Here is a 25241-nt window from a genome sequence, read left to right on the forward strand (position 1 = left end):
GCGGATCAGGCGTCCGCCTGGCTGATGCGATGGACGGCCTCGACCACGTCGCCCACGGTGCGCACCTGGCGGAATTGCTCGGCGGCGATCTTGTGGCCGGTCTGGCGGCGCAGGTGGTCGATCAGGTCGACGGCGTCGATGCTGTCGATCTCCAGGTCCTCGTAGAGGTTGGCCTCCAGGGTCACCCGCTCGGGCTCCAGTTCGAAGAGTTCGACGAGGGCGCTGCGCAGGGTCTCGAAGATGGCTTCACGGCTTTGCATGGCGATCTCCTCAGGCGGCGCGCTGGGCGGCGACAAAGGCCGCAAGGGCGTTGACGCTGGCGAAATGGGTGCGGGTGTCCTTGGCTTCGGCGTCGATGCGGATGCCGTAGCGCTTCTGGATCGCCAGGCCCAGCTCCAGGGCGTCCACCGAATCCAGACCCAGGCCGTCGCCGAACAGGATCTGGTCGTCGCCGATGTCGTCGACGGTGACGTCCTCGAGGCCGAGCGCCTCGATGATCAGGCCTTTGAGCTCGAGATTGAGATCAGTCATGGTTGCCGGTTTCCTTCAGGTAGAGCTGGTGCAGCTGGTCGTTGAGTTCACGCGACGCCAGCGGCAATGGCCGCCCGGCGAAGGTGGAGGGATCGATGTCGGCGCCGACGTCCAGCTGGAAGTCGAAGCGCCGCGCGGGAATGCGATACCAGGGCGTGGCCTTGGTCAGGGTGCTGGGCACCACGCGGATGATCACCGGGGTGATGCAGCGGGCGCCGCGCAGGGCGATGGCGGCGGCGCCGCGGTGGAAGCGCGGCGGCTCGCCCGGGGTGGTGCGGGTGCCCTCGGGAAAGATGATCAGCGTCTGGCCGTCGCGCAGGGCGTCGGCGGCTTCGTCGAGCATCTCGGCGCTGCCGTTGTTGCTGATGTAGCCGGCGGCCTGGATCTGCCGCTTGAGATAGGGGTTCTGCCAGAGGCCCTGCTTAACCACGCAGTTGGCGTCCGGCACCAGGCCGATGAGCACCACCACATCGATCAGCGAGGGATGGTTGGCGATGATCAGCTGGCCCGGACGCCCCAGGCGCTCGCGGCCCTGGATGCGCAGATTCATCACCCGGGTCAGCACCATGAAGGCGACGAAGAAGCGGAACAGCCGGGCATTGGCCCGCCGCGCGCGCTGGCGGCGGCGCAGGGGATCGCCCGGCAGCGCCAGCAGGAGCGGCAGGATCAGCAGGCGAAAGACCAGGGCGCCGCAGCCGAACACCACGAAGTTGAGCCCCGTGGCCAGCAGGCGGTAGCCGTAGTCCAGGCGGCCGTTCATCCGCGGGCCTCCGCCTGCCAGTGCCAGGCGCGCCCGGCATAGGCGAGATGCAGGGTGCCAGGCGCTTCCAGCAGGCGCAGCAACTCCAGGGCATGGGGCCAGGCGCTGGGCGCGGTCTCCGCCGGGGCCGGCGCGCCGCTCAGGCCATGGCTGCCGCCCGGGGTCAGCAGCAGGCCCACGGCATAGGGAAAGGGGACGTCGTCGATCTGGGGGGCATAGAGGGTCGGCGGGGCCTCCTCGGCGATCACCACCAGCACGCCGCTGGCGCCTTCGGCGAGCAGGGTGCAGGCCTCCAGCACGGCGTGTTCGAGGCCGTCGCGACCGGTGGCCAGGGCGTTCATCTCGCTGTGGTCGCCGCGCAGGATCGACCACTGGCCGATGATGGCGTTGTGCACCGAGAGGCTGAACTGAGTCGGCGAGAGCGGCTCGCCGCGGGCCAGTTCCTGGAGGATGGCCAGGGTGCGCGGGGTCTCGCCATGGCGCGAGGCGAAGATCAGCGGCAGCGGCTCGCCATGGGCGTCGGCCAGCGGCCAGGCGACCTGGAAGGTCATGCGCGCCAGCCGGCTCAGGCGGCGCCGCTGCATGGCCGGCAGGAAGCTGGCATCGGGCTGGCTGCCGTCGTCCGCCGGACGCCAGGGCGCGGCGCACCACTGCCGCCAGGCGTCCTGGTCGCCAAGACCAGGTGCCCAGGCGCGCCAATCGCTAATCTGGAAGTGCATGTTCACAGCCGAATCTACCCCGGAGCCTTACGTGCTTGCCGTTTCATCTATCCCTGATGAGCAGGGTATTGCAGCGTTCGGCGCGCATTATCCAAGCGGCTCCCACCCTAGGCAAACATTTGTCTGAACTTTGCGAAGAGGTGACAGTCGCGCCGCCAAGCCAGAGACAGGCTAGCGTGGCGGGAGGTAGAGAGCCCCTTTTCAGGGAGTGAAACGCCGCTCCGTGCGACGAGCGGCAGCGCCAACCCCGATTTGCGGGACAGGGATGAAGGTAAAGGAGGAGCTGTCGCTGAAGGTTATCGCGATCAGGGCCTTCCCGGCGGCTCCAGGGGGAATTTCCTCCTGCCTGGAGCCGCCGCGGCCCGCGATCAGGCCGCCGGCAGCGGCTGCAATCGCGACAGCCGAATCGCCACGGCCAGGGCCGCCAGCAGCAGGGCGCCGATGAACAGGCCGACCCCGGTCCAGCCACCCAGGTGCCAGCAGAAGCCGCCCAAGGTCCCGGCCACGCTGGAGCCGGCGTAGTAGCTGAACAGATAGAGCGACGACGCCTGGCCTCGCGCCTGGCGCGCCCGGCGGCCCACCCAGCTGCTGGCCACCGAGTGGGCGCCGAAGAAGCCGAAGGTGAACAGCAGCATCCCCGGCAGTACCAGCCACAGCGGGGTGAACAGGGTCAGCAGCAGGCCGCCGAGCTTGAGCACGATGGCCGCGGCGAACACCTGTCGCCGACCGAAGCGATCGGCCAGGCTGCCGAACTTGGCCGAGCTGTAGATACCGGCGAGATAGACCAGCGAGAGGACGCCGATCCAGGCCTGGCTGAGATGATAGGGCTCGGCCAGCAGGCGATAGGCGATGTAGTTGAACAGGGTGACGAAGGCGCCCATCAGCAGGAAGGCCTCCAGGAACAGCCAGGGCAGGCCGGCGTCGCGAAAGTGCAGGGCATAGCCGGCGAGCAGGCTGCGCGGTCGCAGTGGCCGTGGCTGGAAGCGCTTCGACGCCGGCAGGCTGCGCTTGAACAGCAGCGCCGCCACCAGGGCCAGCACCCCCAGGGCGCCGAGGGCGATGCGCCAGGAGACGAAGTCCACCAGCACCCCGCTGATCACCCGGCCGGACATCCCGCCCAGGGCATTGCCACTGATATAGAGACCCATGGCATAGCCCAGGTGCTCGGGATGCACCTCCTCGGCCAGGTAGGTCATGGCCACCGCCGCCACCCCGGCCAGCGACAGCCCGACCAGCGCACGGGTCACCAGGATGCCGTCCCAGGTGGGCATCAGGGCGCTGAGCAGGGTGAAGGCGCCCGCAGCGAACAGCGCATAGACCATCACCGACTTGCGCCCGATGGCATCGGAGATCGGCCCGGTCACCAGCAGGCCGCAGGCCATCAACCCAGTGGCCAGGGACAGCGACAGACTGCTGGCCGCGGCGGTGAGGCCGAAGGCCTGGGAAAAGATCGGCATCAGCGGCTGCACGCAATAGAGCAGGGCGAAGGTGGCGAAGCCGCCGCAGAACAGCGCCAGGGCGGTGCGCAGGAACTGCGGCGTGCCCTTCTCGATGAAGACGTCCGGTTCGTGGTGGGCTTCGTTGGCGGCGGGCAGGGTGGCTAAGGTGGGGGTGGATGGCGTGGCGGACGACCGGGACGTGTTCACGGGTACCTCAGGACAGGTCTGATCTCACCACCCTAGGCTGGTGGCTGCCATATATCCAATATATTGTCCGTCTCGATTGATAGGTTCTACGACTCAATGGAAGACGTATGGAATTGCGCCACCTGAGGTACTTCGTGGCGGTGGCTGAAGAGCTGCACTTCGGCCGCGCCGCCCAGCGCCTGAACATCTCCCAGCCACCGCTCAGCCAGCAGATCCAGGCCCTGGAAAGCGAACTGGGCACCCGCCTGCTGGAGCGCACCAATCGACGCGTCGCCCTGACCGAGGCCGGCCGGCTGTTTCTCGACGAAGCCCGGCAGATCCTCCTGGCCAGCGAACGCGCCGCCGAACGGGTCCGTCGCGCCGGCCGCGGCGAGACCGGGCAATTGCAGGTGGGCTTCAGCGCCTCCTCGCCCTTCGTCGCCACCATCCCCAAGACGCTGTTCGCCTATCGCCGCGCCTATCCCGAGGTGCGCCTGCAACTGCAGGAGATGAGCAGTCGCGAACAGATCGACGCCATGCTGGCCGGCAACCTGCAGATCGGCCTGATCCGCCCCATCGAATTGCCCGACGCCCTGGCGGCGGTCGAACTCTTCCGCGAACCCCTGGTTGTCGCCCTGAGACACGACCATCCCCTGGCGCAGCAGGGCAGCGGCCCGCTGTCCCTGGCCGCCCTTGCCGAAGAGCCCTTCGTCTACTTCCCGCGCAGCTTCGGCACCGGTCTCTACCAGCAGCTCCACAGCCTCGCCGCCCGCGCCGGCTTCACCCCGCGCATCGTCCAGGAGGCCAGCGAAGTCCTCATCATCCTCGGCCTGGTCGCCGCCGGCCTCGGCGTCACCGTGCTGCCCGCCACCTATCAGCGCACCCAGATGGAAGGGCTGGTGTATCGCGAGCTGGACGATCCCGAGGCGACCTCGGCGGTGTGGTTGCTCAGGCGCCGGGACGAGGTGTCGCCGCAGGCGGAGGCGTTTGTGGGGTTGTTGATGAGCGCAGCGCAGTAGCGGCCTTGCCCGACCAGGCGCTTTGCTCGCCCTAGTCCGGTGTCGAGTCGACCGGCGTCTTGCGGCGCAGGCGATTGGCGGCACGGGCGTCTTCGCTCGAGGCGAAGAAGTCGAGTTTGACCAGCCGCGACACGATGGCGCCCTCGCTGCGCTGGACCTCTGCGGCGATACGGGCGACATCCAGTTGGGCCTCGTACCAGAGTTGCGCGAGCTGGGTGTCGTCTTCGGCTGTCCACCGGGCGCCCGCCTGGGCAGGTTTGTTGACCGTGTCAGCGACCGCATCGGGAAAAGCAGCAGGGATCGGCGGCAGCGGTTGCCAGCCGTCGGCGGCCTGAGAAGCCCACAACCACAGCGAACCGTCGTCGCAAAGGGCGAAAAGCCGGTTGGACGCCGATTCCGCATCGGCAGGCAGTACCTGAATCTGGATGATCTTGCGCACGGCTTGGCCTCCGGTTGCTGGTCAGGAGGTGAGGATAGAGCAGGAAGATTGCAGCGGTTCCTGGTGCCTTGTCCAAATTCAGACGCTTGGGTTTGCCCTCACCCCGGCCCTCTCCCTGAGGGAGAGGGGGTGTTTGGGGCGAGTACGGTGCAGGTGGGGCGTAGGTTGAGCGCAGCGCAGCCCAACAGGGCCCAGCCCGGTCAGTAGTAGCTGCGCATCACCGCGATCCCGGCCTCCAGCACCTCCCGCCATTCCTGGCGCAGCGCTGGAGAGAAGTCGGCATCGTGCTCGGCCAGGGTGGCGAGCAGGCAGTCGACCCAGAGCTCGTAGAGCTCGGGCCCTATGTCCAGCCGTGCGCGGCAATGGCTTTCGCCGAGCTGGCGCAGCCGGGTGGCGGGCATGCCGCGGGCGACGAGGACCAGGTTCATGATGCCGTGGCGCAGCAGCAACTGCTGGGCAGCCATGTCGGTGTGGGCGAATTTCTCCCGCACCCGGGGCGAACTGGCCAGGAAGCGCTGGTAGAAATCATCGAAGAAGGCGGGGCTGGCGCAGCAGCGTCCGTAGCTCAGCATCACGTTCTGGGCGGGCAGCATGCGGATTCCTGGGCGGGCATGAAGCGGCGCAGCCTGCCCGAGCGATGCCGAGGTCGTCTTGATTCCCATCAAGAGGAGGACGCTTCGCGACTCTCTGAAACATTTTGAACCATTTCACAAGGCGGCTTCTCTACCTTAAGCGCAGCGATCGCCGAGAAACCCCTACTCCAGAGGGCCTGGTCCGTCGCGGCGCGCCTATTATCCCGCTGGAGAACCCCATGAGTCCGACCCCTCTGCTAATCGGCTTCGTCATCATGTCGCTCGCCTCCCTGGCCATCTATGCCAAGGGCGCCCACCGCGGTCCGCTGCGTGGCCACACCCTGGTCCATGCCGCCGTGCCCTTCATCGCCGCCACGGCCTATCTGGCCATGTATCTGGGGGTCGGCAACCTGATCAAGCCGGACGGCAGCATCACCTATGTCGCCCGCTACCTGGACTGGACCTTCACCACGCCGCTGCTGCTGGCCGGGGTGGTGAGTTCGGCCTATCTGGGTGCCCGCGAGCAGGAAGGCCAGGCCGGTTTCGTGGCCTCCATCGTGACTCTCGACGTGGTGATGATCGTGACCGGTCTGGTCGCCTCCCTGGCCCCCTACGGCACCATCAAGTGGGTGTTCTTCGCCTGGTCCTGCGCCGCCTTCGTCGGGGTGCTCTATCTGCTGTGGAAGCCGCTGGCGACCCTGGCCGGGCAGCATGCCGCCATCGGTGCGGCCTATCGCAAGAACGTCGGCTTTCTCAGTGTGCTCTGGCTGATCTATCCGGTGGTCTTCGCCGTGGGACCCGAGGGTGTCTGGGCGGTGAGTGATGCGGCCACGGTCTGGGTCTTCCTGATTCTCGATGTGCTGGCCAAGGTGGTCTACGCCTTCACCTCGGAGCGCAATCTCAAGACGGCCCTGGCGCGGTCTGGCGTCTGAGCATGATGGCCATCGGGCGCGGCGGATGGCTGTTGCTGCCGGCCGCCGGGCTCGCCAGCCTGGCGGGTGGGGCAGGGCAGCTGGCCTTCGCGCTGCTGGTGGGCCTGGGGCTGGGGCTCCTGCATGGCGCAAGCGATCTACGCCTGGTCGCTCCCGCACGGCGCCTCGCCTTTCTTGGCAGCTACCTGGCGACGGCCCTGGCCTGCCTGCTCTGCTGGCAACTGGCGGGGACGCTGGCGCTGCCGCTGTTCCTGCTGTTGTCGATCTGGCATTTCGCCCATGAAGACGAACTCCTCGCCGATCGGCTGAGTGCGCTGGCGCTGGGACTGTTCATCGTGGGTGGTCCGGCGGTGCTGCACGAGACGGCCGTGGCCCGGCTACTGGCGCTGGCAATGGGGTCGGATGCCGCTCCGGCGTTGGCCGAGTGGCTGGCCAGGCTGCTGGTCCTGGCTGGGACGCTGGCATTGCCGGTGCTGCTGCTGGCCGCCTGGCAGCGCCGCTGTCCCTGGCTGGCGGCCACGCTGCTGGCCGTGGTGCTGGCGCCGCCTCTGGTCGGTTTCGCCCTGGGCTTCTACCTGCTGCACGCCGCACCCCAGACCGGGGTACGCCAGCGGCTGCTGGGGGCGCCTACCTTCACGGCCTATCTGCAGCTGACCTGGCCGATCCTGCTGGGCGCGGCCGTCTTCACCCTGGCCGGTGGCCTGCTCTTCGTGCTGCAGGAGCGCACCGGCATCCGGGCGCTGTTCGCCGTGCTGGCGGCCTTCGCCGTACCTCACATGCTGGTGCTGCCACGCTTTCTCGCCCCGGGTGCCGAGGCCGCACTGCGCTCAGGGCCGCAGATGGTTGAGCGGTAGCTCGGTGCTGGCCAGGATCTGGTTGAGCACGAAACTCGAACGCACGCTGGAGACCCCCTCGATGCGCGTCAGGGTGCCCAGCAGCAGCTGCTGATAGTGCTCCATGTCGGGCACCACCACCTTGAGCTGATAATCCGCATCCATGCCGGTGACCAGGCAGCACTCCAGCACCTCGGGACACTGGGCGATGATCCCCTGGAAGTTCTCGAAGCGCTCGGGGGTGTGCCTGTCCATGCCGATCAGCACGAAGGCGGTCAGCGACAGCCCGAGTTTCTTGCGATCCAGCAGGGCGACCTGGCGGGTGATGTAGCCACTGTCTTCCAGCTGCTTGACCCGTCGCGAGCAGGGCGAGGGCGACAGGCCGATGCGTTCGGCCAGTTCCTGGTTGGAGAGGCGCGCGTCGCGCTGCAGTTCTGCCAAGATTTTCAGATCGAAGCGATCGAGTTTGTCCATTTTGCATGCCTTGCGCTAGCCGATTGCGCCTAATGCTAGGTTTATGGCCAGGGATTGCGCAAGAGGCTGGAAAGAAGCTGCACAACGCAACCCGCTGCTGGCAGCAGGGGCGTAAGCTGAACTCAACTTCGATAGCCCGGTAGAGCTGTCCAACGAAGGCGCCCCAGGAGGGCCTTTCGCATCGCCAACGACGGTATCCCGTCCGCCGCGCCCGGGCCCGCCCAGGTCACCATTCCTGGTCGATCGCAGCCACCGTCACGAGCGGTGCGAGAGGACAACGAATTCAAGGGGAGGCCGCAAGGTCTCCCCTTTTCTTTTGGGCGGAAGTTCTGGCGTTGGGCTCACCCTCACCCCGGCCCTCTCCCAGAGGGAGAGGGGGCGTTTGGGGGAGGTTGGGTGGGAAGAGCATCGCGGTCATGGCGGCCGCTGCTTTGGAGGCTATTCGATCGCGGCCATGGGCCGCTCCTACAAAAGTCCATGCTTGTAGGAGCGGCCGCCTCGGCGGACCGTCATGGCGGCGAGCAGACCTTCAGGCTTACGCCTGCCCGGGCGGCTGCTTGTCCACGGTCAGAGGTGCGTCGCTGGCGAGGTATTCCTTGGCTTCCTCTTCGCTGGCCACCGAGGGCGGCGAGCCGCGCAGGGGTTTGCCGGCGGTTTCGCGCACGGTGAGCATGGTCAGGATGCCGATCACGGCCGCCGCCATCAGGTAGTAGGCCGGCACCAGGGGGTCGCCGGTCTTTTCCACCAGCCAGGCAGTGACCAGCGGGGTGGTGCCCCCGAACAGCGACACCGAGATGTTGAAGGCGATGGACAGGGCGCTGTAGCGGATCGGGGTGTAGAACAGCGCCGGCAGGGTGGACGGCATGGTGCTGGTAAAGCAGGCCAGGGCCACGCCCAGCAGCATCAGGCCGAGGAAGATCAGCCAGTCGTGGCCGCTGCCGATCAGTTTGAGGCAGGGAATCGCCAGGACCAGGATCGCCAGACAGGCGCCGATGATCATCGGCTTGCGGCCCAGGCGGTCGCTGAAGAAGCCGCCGAGAATGTTGAGCGGCATCATCACCACCATGACGATGAGGATCAGCAGCAGCCCCTTGGTCTCGGCGTAGCCCATGGTCACGGCCAGGTAGCTGGGCATGTAGGTCAGCAGCATGTAGTCGGTGACGTTGAACACCAGCACCAGGCCGATGCACTTGAGCAGGGCGACGCGATGCAGGGTGAACAGCTCGCGCAGGCTGTGCGCCGGACCGTCCGCCGCCTTGCCTTCGTTGGCTTCGGTGTGGGCCTTGAACGCCGGGGTCTCTTCCAGCTTGAGGCGCATATAGAGGCCGAGCAGGCCGAGCGGGCCGGCGATAAAGAAGGGAACCCGCCAACCCCAGTCGAGCAGCTGTTCCTGGGTCAGGGCCGCGGTGAGCGCCGTGACCGTTCCCGCGCCGGCGATATAGCCGGCCAGGGTGCCGAATTCCAGCCAGCTGCCCATGCGTCCGCGGGTCTTGTCGGTGGCGTATTCGGCGATGAAGGTCGCTGCGCCGCCGTATTCGCCCCCGGTGGAGAAGCCCTGTACCACGCGCGCCAGCAACAGCAGGGCCGGTGCCCAGATGCCGATGCTCTCGTAGCTGGGAATCAGGCCGATGCTGAAGGTGCCCAGGGCCATCATGATCATGGTCAGGGCCAGCACCTTCTGGCGACCGTACTTGTCGCCCAGGGGGCCAAAGACCATGCCGCCGATGGGGCGGACCAGGAAGGCCACGGTAAAGGTGGCGAAGGTGGCGATCAGCTGGGCGGCGGCATCGCCATCGGGAAAGAAGACCTTGCCCAGGGTCACGGCCAGGTAGCCGTAGACGCCGAAGTCGAACCATTCCATGGCGTTGCCGAGGGCGGCGGCGCCGACGGCACGCTTGACCAGAGAATTGTCGACGATGGTGAGGTCGTCCGGTTTTACCTCATGGCGGCGCTTGAACCAGCCAACGTGATGATGGTGTTTCGACATGTGTTTTCCTCCTTGCGTGGGGCCATAGACCCGAGCGGACCGCTAGAAGTGCGATGACAGAGGGGCAGAAACTTCCCCGCCGCCTCCAGGGAGCGACCCGGGAATGCCTGCGCGGCCCTGGGAGATTCCAGGCCCGGGCGTCCGCTCCGCCCTTGCGGCCTCCGCGTTTCCCGGCTTGCCCTCGGCAGTCTGTGGCGGCCGTTCGATGGCAGAGGGGCGCGCGGCTAACGGCCAGGCTGGGGCAGGGTCCAAGCCTTGGGGTACTCTGGGTCATCCCCTCGTGGAGCCGTGCGATGAAATCGCCTGCCGTGCTGTGTGCGCTCGTCCTTTCCGGCGTTTCCCTATGGAACGCCGCGCCCGCCTGGGCCGATAACAACTATCGCCTCGGCGGCGGCTACGTGACCCCGCCACCGGGGGCCCAGCCGCCGCCAATCGCTCCCGCCGGCAACGCCGGGCGCTGGCAGGGCGGTGGCCAGGGTGACTGGAATGGGGGGCCGCCCGGGCGTGGCGACGGTCCTGGGCGCGGCAATGGTCCGGCGCTGGAGCGCTGGGAGCGCAACGACCCCCCGCCACCGCGGCCGGGCTATCAGCCGGCCTGGCAGGATCGCCCCGTTCCCTTGCCGCGCCCGGGATATATGATGCCGGCGCCCGATCAACCGGGGCGGAACTACCCGCCGCCGCCGCCACCGCGTCCGGAGCGGGATCCCCAGTGGGCCGGTCCGCGTCCGGGCTGGGGCACCAATACCCAGTGGCGTCCGGGCTTCGAGGTGCCGGGCGTGCCGGCTGGCTTCACCCGCGTCTGGTACCGCGACAGCCAGTACTACTATGCCGACGGTTACTGGTATCGCCCCCAGGGGCCGAGCTATGTGGTGACCCTGCCACCGACCGGGGTACGGGTCAGTGTCCTGCCGGCCTTCGCCGAGACCCTGTGGATGGGCGGCACTACCTATTACTTCGCCGCGGGCAGCTATTACCGCACCGATCCGGGCGGCGGCTTCGTCACCGTCGCCGATCCCACCGTGGCGGCCGTGCCGGCCACGACGGCCGCGCCTGCCGGAACGGACTACGACGCCTATGACGTCACCGCCTATCCTATGCAGGGGCAGTCGCCGCAGCGCTACGCCACGGATCGCTACGACTGCCGGCGCTACGCCGCCGGGGAGTCGGGCTTCGATCCCGAACGACCCGGCGCGGTCGGCGATCCCTACCTCACCCCGCGCTTTCGCCAGGCGCTGGCGGCCTGCCTGGCGGGGCGTGGCTATCGCGTGGAGTAGCTATCGCGTGGAGTAGCCATCAGTCGTTGGTCAGCTGCACCAGGGTGAACAGCCCGAAGGGCGGCACGCTGCTGCGACGGGCGCGGCGCAGGTCTTCGCGGAAGAGGATGGAGTCCATGGCGAAGTCCGGGTGCCAACCGAGCTTGCGCGAGGCCGGCGCCAGGGCCTTTTCCGCCAGCAGCCGCAGGCCGCTCTCGGCCTGGAAGTGATTGACCAGCAAGAGGTGACCCCCCGGCTTCACCACCCGGCGCATCTCCTGCATCAGCTTGCGCGGATTGGGCACCACGGAGGCCACGAACATGGCCACGGCGATATCGAAGGAGCCGGTGGGCAGGCCGGTTTCCTCGGCATTGGCTTCGAGCAGGGCATCCACCGTGGTGATGTCGTCGCGAATGACCCGCTCCCGGGCCTTGGCCAGCATGTCGGGCGAGAGATCGATCCCGGTGACGCGCTTGTCGGCGCCATAGTGGGGCAGGGCCAGCCCCGTCCCGACGCCCACTTCCAGCACCCGGGTACCCGCCAGGGCGTTGACCGCCGCCACCGCACGCTTGCGACCGGGGGCGGAAACGCCGCCGAACACCCGATCATAGACATTGGCCCAGCGCCGGTAGGCGGAAATGATGGCGGCATTGTCCAGCGCGGAGTGCGGTGCGGAAGTGTTGGCGGTATTCAGCGAATAATCGATTTTCTTCGAGTCGTGCATAGCGGCCTTGTCATTGTCGGTAGATGAAAGCAGAGGCGTTACGGCGCCAACTCGGCGCGGCGTCCGAGGGTGAAAAGTTGCGGCCCGTCGATGGAAGCAGACGCTTCGCTATTTCGTCGTGCGGATTGGAAGTGGCTCTTTCGCTTTTGTATCCAGGGGCTGCAAGCCAGGCGTGACGGCTGCTCCAGATAGAATCTTTACTGTTTTAGAACAATCGCACGGTGTTTGGCTAGTTGTGTCGGGCGTTATCTGGCTTGAATGAGAAGTTGGTAGTTCTAATTGTTTTTGATTGTTCGTTCTTTCAATTTAAATATCAGTTTATTATTTGTTCGTTCAATTAATGAGGTGGATAGGCAGGGGTACGCTGCTCTGCAATCCTCCGGCCAGGAAAGCGGAGGCAGAGCGCAGAGAATCGGGAGCCAGGCGAGGGGAGCTAAAGACAGATGCCATGATCAGCAGTCCTTCGGTTGCTTCCGCGAAAGCGTCTTGGCTTTGCTGGGCGCTGGCCGATAGACCCTGGCCATCAGGTCTTTTGGAATAGGTTCTAATGCTTAGCTGGCACATTGATAGTCAGCTTTATTTGCATTCTGCAAGGCAATGCGCCACGCCGCAGCCTTCCGTTTCGTCTGTCCCGGTCCTGTCCAGTCATCCCGCCAGGATGGCCGAATATCCAGCCGTTGCTGATTTGCAGCCCGCCTGGGTGCAGCATTCCCACCATCCCGTTACCCATGAGGTCGAGCGAGCGTGCAGGAGGCTGCGGGCTTCACTTTTGCCTTATAGCTAAGGATCAGGTCGCTGCTGTACGGAGCTACACCGGAACGCTGTACCCACGGCTGGAGAGAAAATTCCTTAACGGCCAGAGCCAGTGAGTAGCTCCTGGAACTCGCATCGCATCGCCAATGGATGCTGCCTTCGCTACCCATCACGGGGCTGCTCGGCCTGGTTGTCAGGGCTGATACACGCCAAGGCGGCTACGCCGGCCATCATGGTTTCGGGGCCGACTATCCCGCGTCTGCTGACTTGCGTTGCCCATGGATTCAGCATGGTAGACACAGGTATCAGCGGAACACGTCCAGGCTTGTGACGCCGGGTCGATACGCTATTGTCTGAATGCTCAAGGATGACGACTGAGTGCTGTCTCGCCGCGGAAGGAGATTCCCGGCTTGCGCTTTTCGCTTGGATACCCCGTCATGAAAAACAGGTCATTACGTCCCGCCCAGGGTTTTACCCTGATCGAGATGTTGGTAGTTGTCGCCTTGCTGGGCATCTTCTTGGCCATCGCCGCGCCCAGTTTTGCCGGTCTGATCCGCTCCAACAAGGTCCAGGCCGCTGCCGATGAGTTGGTAACGGTGTTGCAGTATGCGCGCAGCGAAGCCATCACCCGGGGGGTGACGGTAACGCTGACGGCGGATAGTGCGACCACCTGGAATGCCGGCTTCAACATCACGGCAGCAGGGCAGATACTCAGGCGTATCGACGCCGGCGGTTTGCAGAGTGGCATAACGGTGAGCTCGGGTGCCGCTCAGGCGAGCTTCAGTGCGACCGGTGCTACCGGTGCCACGATCAATCAGTGTTTCACCCTTTGCCCAGTCGATCAGGCCGGGCAGTGCCGTTTCGTGGGTGTCAGCGTGACCGGACGGATCACCCAGCCATCCACTGACCGGCCCGTGACTGGGGAGTGCACGTGAGGAGGCTGCAGTCAGGCTTCAGCATGATTGAGGTGTTGGTCAGCGTCGTGCTGATCTGCGTGGGTCTGCTTGGCATTGCCGCCTTGCAGAGCAAGACGGTGCCTTTCACTCAAGACTCCGTCCAGCGCAACGCTGCCATGATGCTGACCAATGACCTGCTGGAGCTCGTCCGCGCCAACCCGACGGCAGTCGACAGCTACCTCAAGGCGCCTGACGATGAATTCGCGAGTGCACCGGCAAGCTGTCGTCCGACCCCAGCCGCTGCGGCTGATCAGCTTGCCTGCTGGGCAGCCCAGGCCAGTTCGCTGCTGCCCGGTGCGGCGGATCTGCTGAGCAGTTCCTTTTATGTCTGTCAGAACGCGACCCCGGGTCCTGCGGGGGCGGCGGCGTCCTGTAAGGGAGGCAACTACCTCGAGATCCAGGTGGCCTGGGTCGCGCCGGTCGACAGCTGCCTGGACGGTGGTACTCCGATTGACAACGGTACCAGCTCCATCTGTACCTACCGTTTGCGAACCCGACTCTGAGGCCAGTTCAATGCTCAACCGCTTCGTGAACGCATCGGCCCGGCAACGTGGACTGTCCATCGTCGAACTGATGGTTGCCCTGGCCATCAGCAGCTTTCTGATCCTAGGAATCACCCAGCTCTACATCAACAACAAGAAAACCTACCTGTTCCAGCAGAGCCAGGAGGTCAACCAGGAGAATGGCCGCTTCGCGCTGGCGCTGCTGAATCAGGAGCTGGCCAAGGCAGGCTATCGACGGCGGCCGGATATCGCGGTCACCCAGGATTTTCCGGCTGACAGCGGAAGCTCGAATACCGGCAACGCCCTGGGTTGCAAGTTCGCGGCGGGTGCCTCGGTGACTGGCGATGCGACCAGTATCTGTATTCGTTACCAGGCGCGCGATGCGCGGGAAGTCGACTGCCGCGGTCAGGTGCTGAGTGCCCAGTCGAACACCTTGGCCAACAATGCCGATGCCCCTTACGAGTACTCCAATACCGCTCAGAACGCGGTGATCGTCGAGCGCTTTTCCCTGGCGACCGATTCGAACTTCACCACTGGGGCGGCCAACGAACGTCCAGGCGCCTTGGTCTGTGCGAGTAATCTGCTGGCCTGCGGCAATGGCGCCTGTACTCGGATCAAGGGTGATACCGGCACCGCTCAGCTCATCAGCGGTATTCGCGATCTGCGCTTCGACTATGGCGTCGGTGTCGACAAGAGCGTCTCCTCCTTTACCCTCACACCCGCTACCAGTTCGGCCACCTTGATCCGGGCGGTGCGCTATTCGGCGCTCTTGCAGTCAGTGGCCCGTGGATTACGAGATACCAGCGATACACCGCTCGTCCTGAGCCAGTGGAACCAGACCTATTCCACGACCTTTACCGGCAACGCCTATCTGTACCAGATCGCCCAGGACACCATTACCCTGAGGAACCTGATGCCATGACCTTTTCTCGATGCCACTCGGGAAGACGACAGCGTGGTGCGTCGTTGCTGATCGCGTTGGTGCTGCTCCTGCTGTTAACGATTCTGGCCCTGACCAGCCTGCGGGGCGTCACCCTGGAGTCACGGGTCATGGGCAATATCAAGCAGCAGCACAATCTGCAGAGCGCCGCCGAGACCGCACTCAGGGCCGGCGAGGGCGTGATCGGCAGAGCCGTTGCCGCGCCGGACTTGGCAAGCACCTGTACCGTGACCTTCTGCATTCCCTATCAGCTGCGCAACAACGCCTACCTGAACGCCGGAGGTGCTGCCCTGGGTAGCGAGACGATCGGCAAGCTCAGCGTCCCTCTGGGGTACATGACGCCGCTGTTCCGTAACGGCGACCCGAGCGCAGCCCTCGACGGCTACAGCATCTTGAGCTCAGGCACCACGACGGAAACGCCCAATGCCCGCTGGTACGTGGTCGATCTAGGTCCGCTGGATAGCGGTAGCGAGAACAACTGCGCCCTGACCGGGTGCGGCACGCGCTACTACGAGGTGGACAGCTGTGCGGGTGCTGGCTGTGCGAGCGATCAAGTTGGCCAGCGGATCACCTACCGCTCGGTCATGGCCAAGAGCTTCTAATGCGCGAGGACGCGTCGATGAACGTTCAAACCGGTCGTCACGGTTGGATAGCGCTGCTGGCAGCCCTGGTCTTCTCCAGCCTGGCACAGGCCACCACGACCTTTCCCAGCCAGTCGCCCCTGTTCGTGAGCCAGGCGGAGCCGCCCTTGGCGATGTTGGTATTGGGCAAGGATCATTCGCTGTTTTTCGAAGCTTACAACGATGCCAGCGATATCGACGGCGATGGCGTACTGGATCTGAAGTTCAAGCCGGCCATTGCCTACTACGGTCTCTTCGACTCGACCCTGTGCTACAGCCATTCCGGTGGTAGCGGCAACGGCGACAAGTTCACCCCCATCGGGAAGGCCGTCAGCAATAGCGCCGGGACCTATGCCACCTGCTCGGGGAGCTGGTCCGGCAACTGGCTCAACTACGTCACCACCAGTCGCATCGATGCCTTGCGCAAGGTGCTTTATGGCGGCTATCGACAGCTCGATGACACCTCCCAGACCGTCCTGCGGCGGGCCTACATTCCGCAAGACGGCCACTCCTGGGCCAAGGAGTACACCAGCGTCGCCGTCGATGGCTACGACATCGCCAATTTCACGCCCCTGAGTGCGCCTGCCAACGGCACCCGATTGTTCTTCGGCAACGTGACCATGACTGCCGGCACCAACTGCAGTGTCTTGAGTTCCTGCAGTAACCTGCCGCCGTTGTTGTCCGTGGTCAAAACCGCGGATACCACCACAAGGGTCTGGGATTGGGCGTCTTCGGAATCTCCGGTGCTCAACAACAACACTTACGGTAAGGGTACCCGTACCAACTACACCGTACAGGTAGCGGTCTGCACGAGTGATTATCACGACAACGACTGCCAGGCCTATCCAAACGGGCAGTACAAACCGGTCGGATTGCTGCACGACTTCGGTGCCGACGACGCCATGCTTTTCGGCTTGTTGACGGGCAGCTACAACAAGAACATGTCCGGTGGCGTGCTGCGCAAGGTCGTATCCAGGTTCAGCACTGAAGTGAACGCCAATACCGGGGTCTTCAGCGCCAATGCCACCATCGTCAGAGCCCTGGATGCGTTGCGCATTCGCGACTACAACAATGGCAGCAATGGCAGTGCCTATCGGCGTGGCAGTTACCGGGCGGGCATCATGCCGGAAGGCAATTATCCCGATTGGGGCAACCCCATCGCCGAGATGATGTACGAAACGTTGCGTTATTTCGCCGGCAAGGCTGCGGCGACCGCGGCCTTTACCGGAAACAACAGCGACACCGGGCAGAATGAAGACGCCAACGTGGGGCTTCCACAGCCGGCGTGGGACAACCCCTATGCCAGCAACAGCGCAGCCAATGCCCACTGGTGCGCCAAGCCCAACATGCTGGTGATGAGCAACGTCAACGTCTCCTACGACTCGGATCAGTTGCCCGGCAGTGCCTTTGCGTCCTTCAGCGGCGATCTCAGCGGTCTTGATGTCAGCGCCCAGGCCAGGGCCATCAGTGCCCTGGAGCCCTCGGTGGCCGGTCAGCGTTACATTGGTGCGGTAGGCAGCAACGAGGACTATGCGCCTACCGCCAAGACGGTCACCACTCTCGCCAACATCCGCGGCTTGGCACCTGAAGAACCCACCAAGCAAGGCAGCTACTATTCGGCCTCTGTGGCTCGCTATGGCGCGAACACCGATTTGAACAGCGCCTCGGGCGATCAGAAAACCAATACCTACGTTGTCGCCCTGGCATCCTCCCTGCCGAAGTTCGAATTCAACGTTGGCGGCAAAACCGTTTCCCTGGTGCCCTTTGCCAAGACCATCAACGGTGTCGGCACCAATCGAAGCAGGGGTAACTACCAGCCCACGGACGCCATCGTCGATCTGTACGTCGAATCCTACAGCAGCACAGGCGCAGTCTTTCGCGTCAACTACGAGGCCGATGAACAGGGCAACGATTTCGATAGTGACGTCATCGTCAAGTACGACATCAGCGTAGCCAGTGGTCAGCTAAAGGTGGTGGTGACCCCTACGGCCCAGTCCACCGGCAGTAATCAGAACCTGGGTTACGTGATTTCCGGGACCAATCGTGACGGAGCCTATCTCGTCACCCAGGACAAAAACGCCAGCCTCAAGTACTTCCTCAACGTACCGCCAGGCCAGGATGCCGGTTACTGCAACTACAGCTCCGAGGCGAGCATGGCGGCTTCCTGTGCCCAACTGCCTTGGATCAATGGAAACCCAGCGGCCAGTACCCAGCTGTTCACGCCGGGCAATACGGCGGCTACCACGCTCAACAATCCGCTGTGGTTCGCCGCCAAATATGGCATCGCCGGACGCGATACGACGGGGATCGTTGGCGATCCGGATAACTATTTTCTGGTCACCAACGCCGCGAGACTGAAAAGTCAGCTGCGCGCTGCGTTGAGTCAGATCTTGCAGAACAACAATTCCGTGGCAGCGCCGGCGGTGTTGCCCTCCCTGAGCACCAGCAGTGGCACGACCACCAACTATGACACCTATGCCACGGGTCTAAACGTGACGTACTGGAGCGGCGAGCTGACCAAGACGACAGTGGCTATCGGCACTGCCAACGGTGCTACGAACAAGACCACCACTACGGCCTGGAAGGCCAGTACAGTGATGCCCGCCTGGACCGACCGCACCATTCTGATTCCTGCGGTTCCCGGTACGGGAACGGGGCTACGTTCGTTCACCTACAAGAATCTTGCGGACCGTACCTACGACGGCAAGCCCCTGCAAACCAATCTGGACGCCGATAAGGTCGATTTCCTCAAGGGCGATGCGTCCAAGGAAGCCTCTCTCTACCGCAAGCGCTCTTCCTTGTTGGGCGACATCGTCAATTCTGCGCCCGCAGTGGCCAGTGGCGCCCAGTACCTGACCAGTGCTGCCAATGCGCTGGAAGGCGCCACGGGTGACTATGCAACCTTCAAGGCTAACCAGGCGCGTGTTGCGCCCATGGTCTACGTCGGTGCCAATGACGGCATGTTGCATGGTTTCAATGCCAATACGGGAAAAGAGACCTTCGCCTTTATCCCCACGGCGGTGATTCCCAACCTCTATCAGTTGGCCCGTTCTACCTATAACGACGCCTCTGCTTCGCTCCATACCTACTATGTGGACGGCTCGCCCGTCATTGCCGACGTCTTTTTCGGACAGCAATGGCGTAAGGTTCTGATCGGCACTTTGCGTGGAGGCGGTAGAGAGGTCTTCGCGCTGGATATCACCGATCCGACATCGCCCAAGTTGTTATGGGAGTTCACCGGGGCGGACATTCGCACCAACCCTGCCAACGGCAGCGCGCAAGGGGTAACGAACTCGCGTAGCGACCCCACGCTGGGCAACAGTTTCGGTACTCCGCTGGTGGTTCGATTGCACACGGGGCAGTGGGCAGTGCTGTTTGGCAATGGCTATGACGGTAACGGCCGCAAGGCCGCGCTTTATGCATTGAACGTGGCGGATGGCTCTGCCATCGGCAGCAATTTTCCGCTGGTTGTCGAGGCCGGCAGCAAGAGCAACGGTTTATTCAACCTGAAGTCTCTGGACGTCAACTCTGATGGTATCGCCGACTATGTCTACGGCGGAGACCTGCAGGGTAATCTGTGGCGGTTCGATCTGGTTGCCGACGGTAACCTCACGAGCTCGGCACGCGCCTCGGACTTCAAGATTTCCTTTGGTGGTAGTCCGCTCTACCAGGCAAGGAGCCGTGACAAGAACGGTACCGTCCAACCCATCACGGCGCCGCCGTCGCTGGTTCGTCATCCATCCGGCCAAGGCTTCGTGGTGATGTTCGGCACCGGCAGCTATTTTTCCCTGGAAGACAAGTCGTCCACCGACCTGCAGAGTATCTATGGCATATGGGACAAGAATGTCGCCACGGTCTCTACCTCCAATGCCGCAGCCACTACGCCGACGCTCAATCGCGCCTCTTTGCAACAGCAAGCCTTTTCCCAAGAGAGCTCTCTGAGCGGCAAGGCCGTGCGAGTACTCAGCAACAACAGCGTGAACTGGTCTGCGGCAAGTGGCTGGTATCTCGACCTCGCCTACGGTGGCGTCCAGCTCGGCGAGCGTATGGTTGATCCCATGACAGCCAGCGGTCAGGCGCTATTTTTCAGCACTATCACGCCCAATAGTGAAGTCTGTGCAGCAGGGATCTCTGGCTGGACCTATGCGGTGGATCCAAGTTCGGGAGGGCGCACGACGTTCAATGTGTTCGACCTCAATGGCGATGGCGTGGTCAACGCTGCGGACAGTTCGAATGATACGGTGATCTCTGGATTCGACATGCCTGCAGGAGGAACTACGCTCTCGGGTAGCCAGCTGGGCAGTACGGACGCCAACTTGACCACCATCAATAAGGGCCCTCAGGCATCGGGCCGGCAAACCTGGCGGGTAATACCGCAACCTCAATGAGTTCGGGAGACAAACTCAGCATGACCAGTACCCGGGGCTTTACCCTGATCGAGCTGATGATCACCGTTGCCATCGTTGGCATCCTGGCCGCCATCGCCTATCCGAGCTACCAAAGCTACATCCTGCGCAGTCATCGTTCGGAGGGCATGGCGCTGCTCAGCGAGGCAGCGGCTCGGATGGAGCGTTATTACGCGCAGAACAGCACCTATGCCACGGCGTCCCTTAAGGGCCTGGGCCTGACTAGCGACGATAAAGCCACATCTCTGGACTCATCGAACAAGTATTACTCCCTAAGTCTTGGTACCCCTACAGCCACTACCTACAACCTGAGCGTGGCGCCGCGGAACGCGCAGACCAAGGACAGCTGCGGGACCTTGACACTGGATTCCACCGGCCTGCGCGGTGCAGCAGGCACGACCGCAGACAAGGACGCTGCAACCGTTACCAACTGCTGGCGCTAATCCTCCCGTCCCTGCACCAGGCCGGCATCCCTGTCCTGTTCCACGCGATAGCCGCCGAAGCCCAGGGTGACCCGCTGGGTGGCGTCGGCCTTGCCGGCGTCGCGGGCTTCGTGTTCGACCACCAGGCGGTTGAGGCGGTTGAGCAGGTGCATGGATTCGTCGTAGGCGGTGCGATAGAGGCTGAGCGTGGAATCCTCGGTCAGGTTGTGGCCGTAGACCACGTGAAAGGTGAAGTCCGGCGCGGCGCGGTCCTGCAGGTAGAGGCGCTCGAAGCCGGCCAGCAGGTCGCCGGTGAAATGGGCCAGCAGCCGCCCTGCGCCTTCCTGGCTCTCGGTGCCGCGCAGCAGCGAGCGGGGGGTGAGCACCACCCGGTCTTCCTCGTCGAGGCGGGCGTAACCCTTGCGCAGCCATTCATCCAGCACGGTGCGGGCGCGCACGTCGCTGCCGACGCTGGCGACCAGGGCGTCGAAACTCTGTTCGCCGCCACGGCGCTGAGTGCGGGGGAGGGGGCGCAGATTGCCCTCGGCATCGAGCAGATCCAGTCGTGAGGTCCAGGCGCTGAGCACCTGCCATTCCAGGCTGGGCGTGCAGGGCGTACGTTCCGGGCTGGCCTCGCGCAGGGCTCGGACCTCGCGGCGCGGCAGGCCGGTCAGCACCGAGATGCGGCTGTCGGAATTGGGCTTGTCGCGCAGCGGTTCGAAATCCTGGGCGACCTCGAAGTAGGTCTGGCGCAGCAGGCGATCGAAGGTCTGGTAGGTCACGCCGGAGGCGATGGCGATACGCACCAGCCGACCGATCAGGCTACGCAGAAGCAAGGGTACCTTGGTGGAAAGCATGGGGGACTCGACACGGCAGACGCCTGCCCATCTTCGCGGCGCCTTGAGCGCCCGTCAAACCGGCCGGTCACAAAGTGTCGCGGACGCCACTCAGGCTGTCGTCCGCGGGGCAGGGCCGTGGCTAGCCAGGAGTGCCCGATTCGGTCGCACCGGCCACGTCCGGATCGTCCGGAAACTCCTCGGGTTCCATGTCCGCATAGGGCAGCTCTTCGGGCGGCGGGGTGTTGCTGGGGTTGTCGTAGGTCTTCTGGTCGGCGTCGCTCATGGTGGCTCTCCGGGGTGGGTGTGGAGATATCGAACCCCTCTGGGCGGGGCCGTTCCCGAGCGGCTGTCGACAGCGACCTCGTGTCGGCCGGGTGGCCAGCGCTCGAACGTCGTTAGCGCGATAGCGGTCTAACGCCTGACCGTCTCATCCGAACGACGGCGCCCGAGGAGTCCCGTGATGACCACGCCTACCGCTGTCCACCCGCTGCCGTTCCAGCCCGCCTTCGAACAGGTGCCGGATGATGAAGCCGAAACCGTTCGCGAGATGGTCGCGGCCATGAGAGACATTACCGAGACCACCTACGCCAACGGCGGCCATGCCATCCGCAGCGTGCACGCCAAGAGCCATGGCCTGCTCACGGGTCGAGTGACGGTGCTGGGCGGCTTGCCGCCGGCTTATGCCCAGGGTGCCTTCGCCGTGCCGGGCAGCTATGCAGCGGTGCTGAGATTCTCGACCAATCCGGGCGACATCCTGGCCGACAGCGTTTCCACCCCGCGGGGTCTGGCGCTCAAGCTGATCGACGTGCCGGGCGAGCGCCTGCCCGGTAGCGAAGGCCAGGTGACCCAGGATTTCGTCATGCAGAACGCCCCGGCCTTTACCGCGCCGGATCCCAAGACCTTTCTCAAGACGCTCAAGCTGCTGGCCAAGACCACCGACCGCGGTGAGGGCCTGAAGAAGGTGGCGTCAGCGGTGCTGCGCGGCACCGAGAAGGTGGTGGAAGCCTTTGGCGGCGAGAGTCCGACGCTGAAGAGCCTGGGTGGCCACCCAGAGACCCATCCGCTCGGCGAAACCTTCTACACCATGGTGCCCTTTCTCTACGGCCCCTATTTCGCCAAGCTCAGCGTGGTCCCGGTGGCGCCCGAGCTGACCGCTCTGACCGACGCGCCGGTCGAGGTCAACGGCAAGCCCGACGGCCTGCGCGAGGCGGTCAATGCCCATTTCGCCCGGCACGGCGGCGTCTGGGAGATCCGCGTGCAGCTGGGCGTCGATATCGAGCAGACACCTATCGAGGACGCCTCGGTGGTCTGGCCGGAAGACCTCAGTCCCTATGTGACCGTGGCGCGCCTGGAGGTCCAGCCGCAGCCGGCCTGGAACGAGGCGCGCTCGCGCGAAGTGGACGACGGCATGGTGTTCAGTCCCTGGCATGGCCTGGCTGCGCACCGCCCGCTGGGCGGCATCATGAGATCGCGGCAACCGGCCTACGAGATGTCGTCGCAGTTTCGCAGCGAGCGCAACGGCTGCCCGTTGCACCATCCGCGCGGACCGGTGGAGCTGTAGCGCGGGCTCAGTTGAGCGTGGCGAGCTCGGCGTCGTCGAGTTCGCGGGCGCGTATCGCCGCCGGGCGGGACACCAGCCCGGCGACATAGCGCTCGAAGTGCGGACGCTTCTCGATGGTGCCGAAGGCCATGCCCCAGGCGAGATGGGCACCGACATAGACGTCGGCAGCGGTGAAGCGGTCGTCCACCAGGTATTCACCGGGGGCCAGGGCGGCGTCGAGGGTGTCGAGCACCTCGGCGAGACTGCCATAGCCCACCGCGCCGCGCTTTTGCGGATCCTCGGGCAGCACGACGCCCAGCGCCTGGTTGGTGGTGGCCGCCTCCAGCGGACCGGCAGCGAAGAACAGCCAGCGGTAGTAGGTACCGCGCGCCGGATCGCTCAGCGGTGGGGCGAGCCCCGCAGCGGGAAAGGCGTCGGCGAGATAGGCGCAGATGGCGGCGGTCTCGGTCACCACGGCGGCGCCATGGCGCAGCGCCGGCACCTTGCCCATGGGATTAATGGCGCGATAGCCCGGGGATTTCATCGCCGGCCCGTAGTCGACCCGTTGCACCTCGTAGGGTTGTCCGAGCTCCTCCAGCAGCCAGCGCACGATGCGTCCGCGCGACATGGGGTGGGTATAGAGCACAGGCCGGTCGAACATGGTGAAGCTTCCTTGAGTTGTCGTACCCCTTAGCATAGGTAGCCCCTCATCCAGCGTCCATTCGCAGGAGAGCCGGTACCCTTCTGCTAAACTGGTAAACCTTTACCAGCCGTTTCACAGGACTCCCGTGCCCTCATCCTTCGATTCCCTGCCGCTGGCCGAGGCCATGCAGGCCAATCTGGCCGAACTCGGCTACCTGAGCATGACGCCCATCCAGGCGGCCAGCCTGCCCATCATCCTCAAGGGCCAGGACCTCATCGCCCAGGCCAAGACCGGTTCGGGCAAGACGGCCGCCTTTGGCATCGGCTTGCTGACGGGACTCAATCCGCGCTATTTCGGCTGTCAGGCGCTGGTGCTCTGTCCGACCCGCGAACTGGCGGACCAGGTGGCCCGCGAACTGCGTCGCCTGGCGCGCACCACGCCCAACATGAAGATCCTGACCCTCTGTGGCGGCATGCCGCTGGGGCCGCAGATCGCTTCCCTGGAGCATGGCGCCCAGGTGATCGTCGGCACCCCGGGGCGGGTGCAGGAGCACCTGCGCAAGGGCACCCTGGTGCTGGACGGCCTCAACGTCGCGGTGCTCGACGAAGCCGATCGCATGCTCGACATGGGCTTCATCGACGCCATCGCCGACATCCTCAGCCAGACGCCGGCACGGCGGCAGACGCTGCTGTTCTCGGCGACCTATCCGGAAGGCATCGAGCGCCTGGCCCAGGACTATCTGCGGGCGCCGCTGCGTATCAGCGTCGAGAGTCAGCACAGCGAGACCCAGATCCGCCAGCGCTTCTACGAGATCGCCGCCCAGGATCGCCTGGCCGCCGTGGTGCGCCTGCTCCGGCACCATCGCCCGGCCAGTGCCGTGGCCTTCTGCCAGACCCGCCAGCAGTGCCAGGAGGTGGTCGAGGCGCTGCGTGCCCAGCGCATCTCCGCGGCCGCCCTGCATGGCGACCTGGAGCAGCGCGAGCGCGACCAGGTGCTGGCGATGTTCGCCAACCGCAGTCTCTGCGTGCTGGTGGCCACCGACGTGGCGGCCCGCGGCATCGACGTGGCCGGCCTTGAGGCCGTGATCAACGTGGAGCTGTCCCGCGATCCGGCGGTGCACGTGCACCGCATCGGTCGCAGCGGTCGGGCGGGTGAGCAAGGCCTGGCGCTGTCCTTGGTGGCGCCGGCCGAGGCCAGTCGCGCCCAGGCCATCGAGGTGCAGCAGGGCTCGCCGCTGGACTGGCAGCCCCTCGGCGCCCTGCGCGACACCCCGGAGCCGCTGGTACCGGCGATGCACACCCTGGCCCTGGCGGCCGGCAAGAAGGACAAGCTGCGCCCCGGCGACATCCTCGGCGCCCTGACCGGCGACGCCGGCCTGCCCGGCGCCAAGATCGGCAAGATCACCCTGTTCGACAACCAGGCCTATGTCGCCGTGGAGCGCGATATTGCCCGCCAGGCGCTGCAGCGGCTGAGCGAGGGCAAGATCAAGGGGCGGTCGATCAAGGTGCGGATGCTGTAGGGCGGATTTGGCTACGGTCATTGTGGCTCTGACGACCCGCGCCTGACGGTATTGGCTTTATCGCGGCCATGGGCCGCTCCTACAGGTATCAAACCGATCTGTAGGAGCAGTCGCTACGGCGCACCGGCACGGCCGCGATCAGCGATAGGCCTGTCTCAGGTGTGTGGTAGCGCTGTAGCGTGGAAAACGGCGCAGCCTTTTCCACCGGGACTTCGTCGCGAGGCGCGCCCTC

25 protein-coding genes are annotated in these 25241 nt (G+C 64.9%); 12 read left to right on the top strand and 13 right to left on the bottom strand.

The window, feature by feature from the left end; all coding sequences use genetic code 11:
• Nucleotides 1–5: 5 nt before the first annotated feature.
• The 5 genes from PSK12I2_RS0121210 to PSK12I2_RS0121230 all read right to left on the bottom strand — a co-directional run bounded on the left by PSK12I2_RS0121210 (nt 6) and on the right by PSK12I2_RS0121230 (nt 3656).
• Nucleotides 6–260, bottom strand: a complete 255-nt coding sequence (locus tag PSK12I2_RS0121210) for an acyl carrier protein (protein WP_027599969.1) — start codon at nt 258–260, stop codon at nt 6–8.
• 10 nt (nt 261–270) lie between these two features.
• Nucleotides 271–531 carry a phosphopantetheine-binding protein gene (locus PSK12I2_RS0121215; RefSeq protein ID WP_027599970.1) on the bottom strand — a complete coding sequence of 87 codons (261 nt, stop codon included), beginning with the start codon at nt 529–531 and terminating at the stop codon, nt 271–273.
• Complete coding sequence (locus PSK12I2_RS0121220; RefSeq protein ID WP_027599971.1) at nt 524–1291, bottom strand: 1-acyl-sn-glycerol-3-phosphate acyltransferase; 768 nt, start codon at nt 1289–1291, stop codon at nt 524–526. The genes PSK12I2_RS0121215 and PSK12I2_RS0121220 overlap by 8 nt, the downstream gene beginning before the upstream one ends.
• The gene (locus tag PSK12I2_RS0121225) at nt 1288–2010 is read right to left on the bottom strand and encodes a beta-ketoacyl synthase chain length factor (protein ID WP_027599972.1); all 723 of its coding nucleotides are present in this window, start codon (nt 2008–2010) and stop codon (nt 1288–1290) included. The genes PSK12I2_RS0121220 and PSK12I2_RS0121225 overlap by 4 nt, the downstream gene beginning before the upstream one ends.
• A gap of 368 nt (nt 2011–2378) precedes the next feature.
• Nucleotides 2379–3656 (bottom strand): MFS transporter, encoded by a 1278-nt coding sequence (locus PSK12I2_RS0121230; RefSeq protein WP_027599973.1) that lies wholly within the window; start codon nt 3654–3656, stop codon nt 2379–2381.
• A gap of 107 nt (nt 3657–3763) precedes the next feature.
• On the opposite strand from PSK12I2_RS0121230, the gene PSK12I2_RS0121235 reads away from it, so the two are divergent.
• A complete protein-coding gene (locus PSK12I2_RS0121235; protein ID WP_027599974.1) occupies nt 3764–4654 on the top strand; it encodes a LysR substrate-binding domain-containing protein in 891 nt (296 codons plus the stop codon).
• Nucleotides 4655–4685: 31 nt separating this feature from the next.
• On the opposite strand, the gene PSK12I2_RS0121240 is transcribed toward PSK12I2_RS0121235, so the two are convergent.
• Both PSK12I2_RS0121240 and PSK12I2_RS0121245 read right to left on the bottom strand, forming a co-directional pair.
• On the bottom strand, nt 4686–5093 hold the full coding sequence (locus PSK12I2_RS0121240) for a hypothetical protein (protein WP_027599975.1): 408 nt from the start codon (nt 5091–5093) through the stop codon (nt 4686–4688).
• A gap of 200 nt (nt 5094–5293) precedes the next feature.
• Entirely contained in the window at nt 5294–5686 is a 393-nt protein-coding gene (locus tag PSK12I2_RS0121245; protein ID WP_027599976.1) for a globin domain-containing protein, read from the bottom strand.
• 218 nt (nt 5687–5904) lie between these two features.
• Here PSK12I2_RS0121245 and PSK12I2_RS0121250 point away from each other — a divergent pair, with 218 nt between their 5' ends.
• Nucleotides 5905–6597 (top strand): bacteriorhodopsin, encoded by a 693-nt coding sequence (locus tag PSK12I2_RS0121250; RefSeq protein WP_027599977.1) that lies wholly within the window; start codon nt 5905–5907, stop codon nt 6595–6597.
• A 2-nt stretch (nt 6598–6599) separates the two neighbouring features.
• A complete protein-coding gene (locus PSK12I2_RS0121255; protein ID WP_027599978.1) occupies nt 6600–7451 on the top strand; it encodes a Brp/Blh family beta-carotene 15,15'-dioxygenase in 852 nt (283 codons plus the stop codon).
• On the opposite strand, the gene PSK12I2_RS0121260 is transcribed toward PSK12I2_RS0121255, so the two are convergent.
• Nucleotides 7425–7904: an Lrp/AsnC family transcriptional regulator gene (locus tag PSK12I2_RS0121260; RefSeq protein ID WP_007161040.1), complete on the bottom strand. Its 480-nt coding sequence runs from the start codon at nt 7902–7904 to the stop codon at nt 7425–7427. The two genes, PSK12I2_RS0121255 and PSK12I2_RS0121260, sit on opposite strands and share 27 nt — an antisense overlap.
• Nucleotides 7905–8439: 535 nt before the next feature.
• Nucleotides 8440–9891 (bottom strand): glycine betaine/L-proline transporter ProP, encoded by a 1452-nt coding sequence (gene proP, locus PSK12I2_RS0121265; protein ID WP_027599979.1) that lies wholly within the window; start codon nt 9889–9891, stop codon nt 8440–8442.
• Between the two features lie 293 nt (nt 9892–10184).
• Between proP and PSK12I2_RS0121270 the strand changes: the two genes are divergently transcribed.
• Nucleotides 10185–11165 (top strand): DUF6515 family protein, encoded by a 981-nt coding sequence (locus PSK12I2_RS0121270; RefSeq protein WP_027599980.1) that lies wholly within the window; start codon nt 10185–10187, stop codon nt 11163–11165.
• A gap of 19 nt (nt 11166–11184) precedes the next feature.
• Here PSK12I2_RS0121270 and PSK12I2_RS0121275 read toward each other — a convergent pair whose 3' ends face one another.
• On the bottom strand, nt 11185–11868 hold the full coding sequence (locus tag PSK12I2_RS0121275) for a class I SAM-dependent methyltransferase (protein WP_051398778.1): 684 nt from the start codon (nt 11866–11868) through the stop codon (nt 11185–11187).
• Between the two features lie 1163 nt (nt 11869–13031).
• Between PSK12I2_RS0121275 and PSK12I2_RS24415 the strand changes: the two genes are divergently transcribed.
• The 6 genes from PSK12I2_RS24415 to PSK12I2_RS0121305 are packed head-to-tail and all read left to right on the top strand — an operon-like array spanning nt 13032 to nt 20489.
• Nucleotides 13032–13556 carry a GspH/FimT family pseudopilin gene (locus PSK12I2_RS24415; protein WP_051398779.1) on the top strand — a complete coding sequence of 175 codons (525 nt, stop codon included), beginning with the start codon at nt 13032–13034 and terminating at the stop codon, nt 13554–13556.
• Nucleotides 13553–14080, top strand: a complete 528-nt coding sequence (gene pilV / locus PSK12I2_RS0121285) for a type IV pilus modification protein PilV (RefSeq protein ID WP_256204016.1) — start codon at nt 13553–13555, stop codon at nt 14078–14080. The genes PSK12I2_RS24415 and pilV overlap by 4 nt, the downstream gene beginning before the upstream one ends.
• Before the next feature lie 10 nt (nt 14081–14090).
• A complete protein-coding gene (locus tag PSK12I2_RS0121290; protein WP_037008009.1) occupies nt 14091–15002 on the top strand; it encodes a PilW family protein in 912 nt (303 codons plus the stop codon).
• Nucleotides 14999–15622: a PilX N-terminal domain-containing pilus assembly protein gene (locus PSK12I2_RS24420; protein ID WP_156930172.1), complete on the top strand. Its 624-nt coding sequence runs from the start codon at nt 14999–15001 to the stop codon at nt 15620–15622. The genes PSK12I2_RS0121290 and PSK12I2_RS24420 overlap by 4 nt, the downstream gene beginning before the upstream one ends.
• Before the next feature lie 17 nt (nt 15623–15639).
• On the top strand, nt 15640–20028 hold the full coding sequence (locus tag PSK12I2_RS0121300) for a pilus assembly protein (protein WP_027599984.1): 4389 nt from the start codon (nt 15640–15642) through the stop codon (nt 20026–20028).
• 20 nt (nt 20029–20048) lie between these two features.
• Nucleotides 20049–20489: a type IV pilin protein gene (locus PSK12I2_RS0121305; RefSeq protein WP_027599985.1), complete on the top strand. Its 441-nt coding sequence runs from the start codon at nt 20049–20051 to the stop codon at nt 20487–20489.
• On the opposite strand, the gene PSK12I2_RS0121310 is transcribed toward PSK12I2_RS0121305, so the two are convergent.
• The gene (locus PSK12I2_RS0121310) at nt 20486–21325 is read right to left on the bottom strand and encodes a DUF6502 family protein (protein ID WP_007161030.1); all 840 of its coding nucleotides are present in this window, start codon (nt 21323–21325) and stop codon (nt 20486–20488) included. The two genes, PSK12I2_RS0121305 and PSK12I2_RS0121310, sit on opposite strands and share 4 nt — an antisense overlap.
• Nucleotides 21326–21446: 121 nt before the next feature.
• The gene (locus PSK12I2_RS25125; protein ID WP_007161029.1) at nt 21447–21590 is read right to left on the bottom strand and encodes a hypothetical protein; all 144 of its coding nucleotides are present in this window, start codon (nt 21588–21590) and stop codon (nt 21447–21449) included.
• A 177-nt stretch (nt 21591–21767) separates the two neighbouring features.
• On the opposite strand from PSK12I2_RS25125, the gene PSK12I2_RS0121320 reads away from it, so the two are divergent.
• Nucleotides 21768–22868: a catalase family protein gene (locus tag PSK12I2_RS0121320; protein WP_027599986.1), complete on the top strand. Its 1101-nt coding sequence runs from the start codon at nt 21768–21770 to the stop codon at nt 22866–22868.
• Between the two features lie 7 nt (nt 22869–22875).
• On the opposite strand, the gene PSK12I2_RS0121325 is transcribed toward PSK12I2_RS0121320, so the two are convergent.
• Complete coding sequence (locus tag PSK12I2_RS0121325) at nt 22876–23508, bottom strand: glutathione S-transferase family protein (RefSeq protein WP_027599987.1); 633 nt, start codon at nt 23506–23508, stop codon at nt 22876–22878.
• Nucleotides 23509–23635: 127 nt separating this feature from the next.
• Here PSK12I2_RS0121325 and dbpA point away from each other — a divergent pair, with 127 nt between their 5' ends.
• Nucleotides 23636–25009 carry an ATP-dependent RNA helicase DbpA gene (gene dbpA / locus PSK12I2_RS0121330; protein ID WP_027599988.1) on the top strand — a complete coding sequence of 458 codons (1374 nt, stop codon included), beginning with the start codon at nt 23636–23638 and terminating at the stop codon, nt 25007–25009.
• The last annotated feature ends 232 nt before the right edge of the window (nt 25010–25241 follow it).

This window comes from Pseudomonas sp. MOIL14HWK12:I2 (assembly GCF_000510745.1).
GTDB lineage: Bacteria > Pseudomonadota > Gammaproteobacteria > Pseudomonadales > Pseudomonadaceae > Chryseomonas > Chryseomonas oryzihabitans.

Excerpts from the sequence above, each read along its gene's own strand:
- PSK12I2_RS0121260 (WP_007161040.1), bottom strand. The coding sequence starts at position 7,904 with ATGGACAAACTCGATCGCTTCGATCTGAAAATCTTGGCAGAACTGCAG.
- PSK12I2_RS24420 (WP_156930172.1), top strand. The coding sequence starts at position 14,999 with ATGACCTTTTCTCGATGCCACTCGGGAAGACGACAGCGTGGTGCGTCG.
- PSK12I2_RS0121275 (WP_051398778.1), bottom strand. The coding sequence starts at position 11,868 with ATGCACGACTCGAAGAAAATCGATTATTCGCTGAATACCGCCAACACT.
- PSK12I2_RS0121255 (WP_027599978.1), top strand. The coding sequence starts at position 6,600 with ATGATGGCCATCGGGCGCGGCGGATGGCTGTTGCTGCCGGCCGCCGGG.
- PSK12I2_RS0121300 (WP_027599984.1), top strand. The coding sequence starts at position 15,640 with ATGAACGTTCAAACCGGTCGTCACGGTTGGATAGCGCTGCTGGCAGCC.
- PSK12I2_RS0121250 (WP_027599977.1), top strand. The coding sequence starts at position 5,905 with ATGAGTCCGACCCCTCTGCTAATCGGCTTCGTCATCATGTCGCTCGCC.
- PSK12I2_RS25125 (WP_007161029.1), bottom strand. The coding sequence starts at position 21,590 with ATGAGCGACGCCGACCAGAAGACCTACGACAACCCCAGCAACACCCCG.
- PSK12I2_RS0121245 (WP_027599976.1), bottom strand. The coding sequence starts at position 5,686 with ATGCTGCCCGCCCAGAACGTGATGCTGAGCTACGGACGCTGCTGCGCC.
- PSK12I2_RS0121305 (WP_027599985.1), top strand. The coding sequence starts at position 20,049 with ATGACCAGTACCCGGGGCTTTACCCTGATCGAGCTGATGATCACCGTT.
- PSK12I2_RS0121220 (WP_027599971.1), bottom strand. The coding sequence starts at position 1,291 with ATGAACGGCCGCCTGGACTACGGCTACCGCCTGCTGGCCACGGGGCTC.
- proP (WP_027599979.1), bottom strand. The coding sequence starts at position 9,891 with ATGTCGAAACACCATCATCACGTTGGCTGGTTCAAGCGCCGCCATGAG.
- PSK12I2_RS0121210 (WP_027599969.1), bottom strand. The coding sequence starts at position 260 with ATGCAAAGCCGTGAAGCCATCTTCGAGACCCTGCGCAGCGCCCTCGTC.
- PSK12I2_RS0121310 (WP_007161030.1), bottom strand. The coding sequence starts at position 21,325 with ATGCTTTCCACCAAGGTACCCTTGCTTCTGCGTAGCCTGATCGGTCGG.
- PSK12I2_RS0121270 (WP_027599980.1), top strand. The coding sequence starts at position 10,185 with ATGAAATCGCCTGCCGTGCTGTGTGCGCTCGTCCTTTCCGGCGTTTCC.
- PSK12I2_RS0121235 (WP_027599974.1), top strand. The coding sequence starts at position 3,764 with ATGGAATTGCGCCACCTGAGGTACTTCGTGGCGGTGGCTGAAGAGCTG.
- PSK12I2_RS0121215 (WP_027599970.1), bottom strand. The coding sequence starts at position 531 with ATGACTGATCTCAATCTCGAGCTCAAAGGCCTGATCATCGAGGCGCTC.
- PSK12I2_RS0121325 (WP_027599987.1), bottom strand. The coding sequence starts at position 23,508 with ATGTTCGACCGGCCTGTGCTCTATACCCACCCCATGTCGCGCGGACGC.
- PSK12I2_RS0121320 (WP_027599986.1), top strand. The coding sequence starts at position 21,768 with ATGACCACGCCTACCGCTGTCCACCCGCTGCCGTTCCAGCCCGCCTTC.
- PSK12I2_RS0121225 (WP_027599972.1), bottom strand. The coding sequence starts at position 2,010 with ATGCACTTCCAGATTAGCGATTGGCGCGCCTGGGCACCTGGTCTTGGC.
- PSK12I2_RS0121290 (WP_037008009.1), top strand. The coding sequence starts at position 14,091 with ATGCTCAACCGCTTCGTGAACGCATCGGCCCGGCAACGTGGACTGTCC.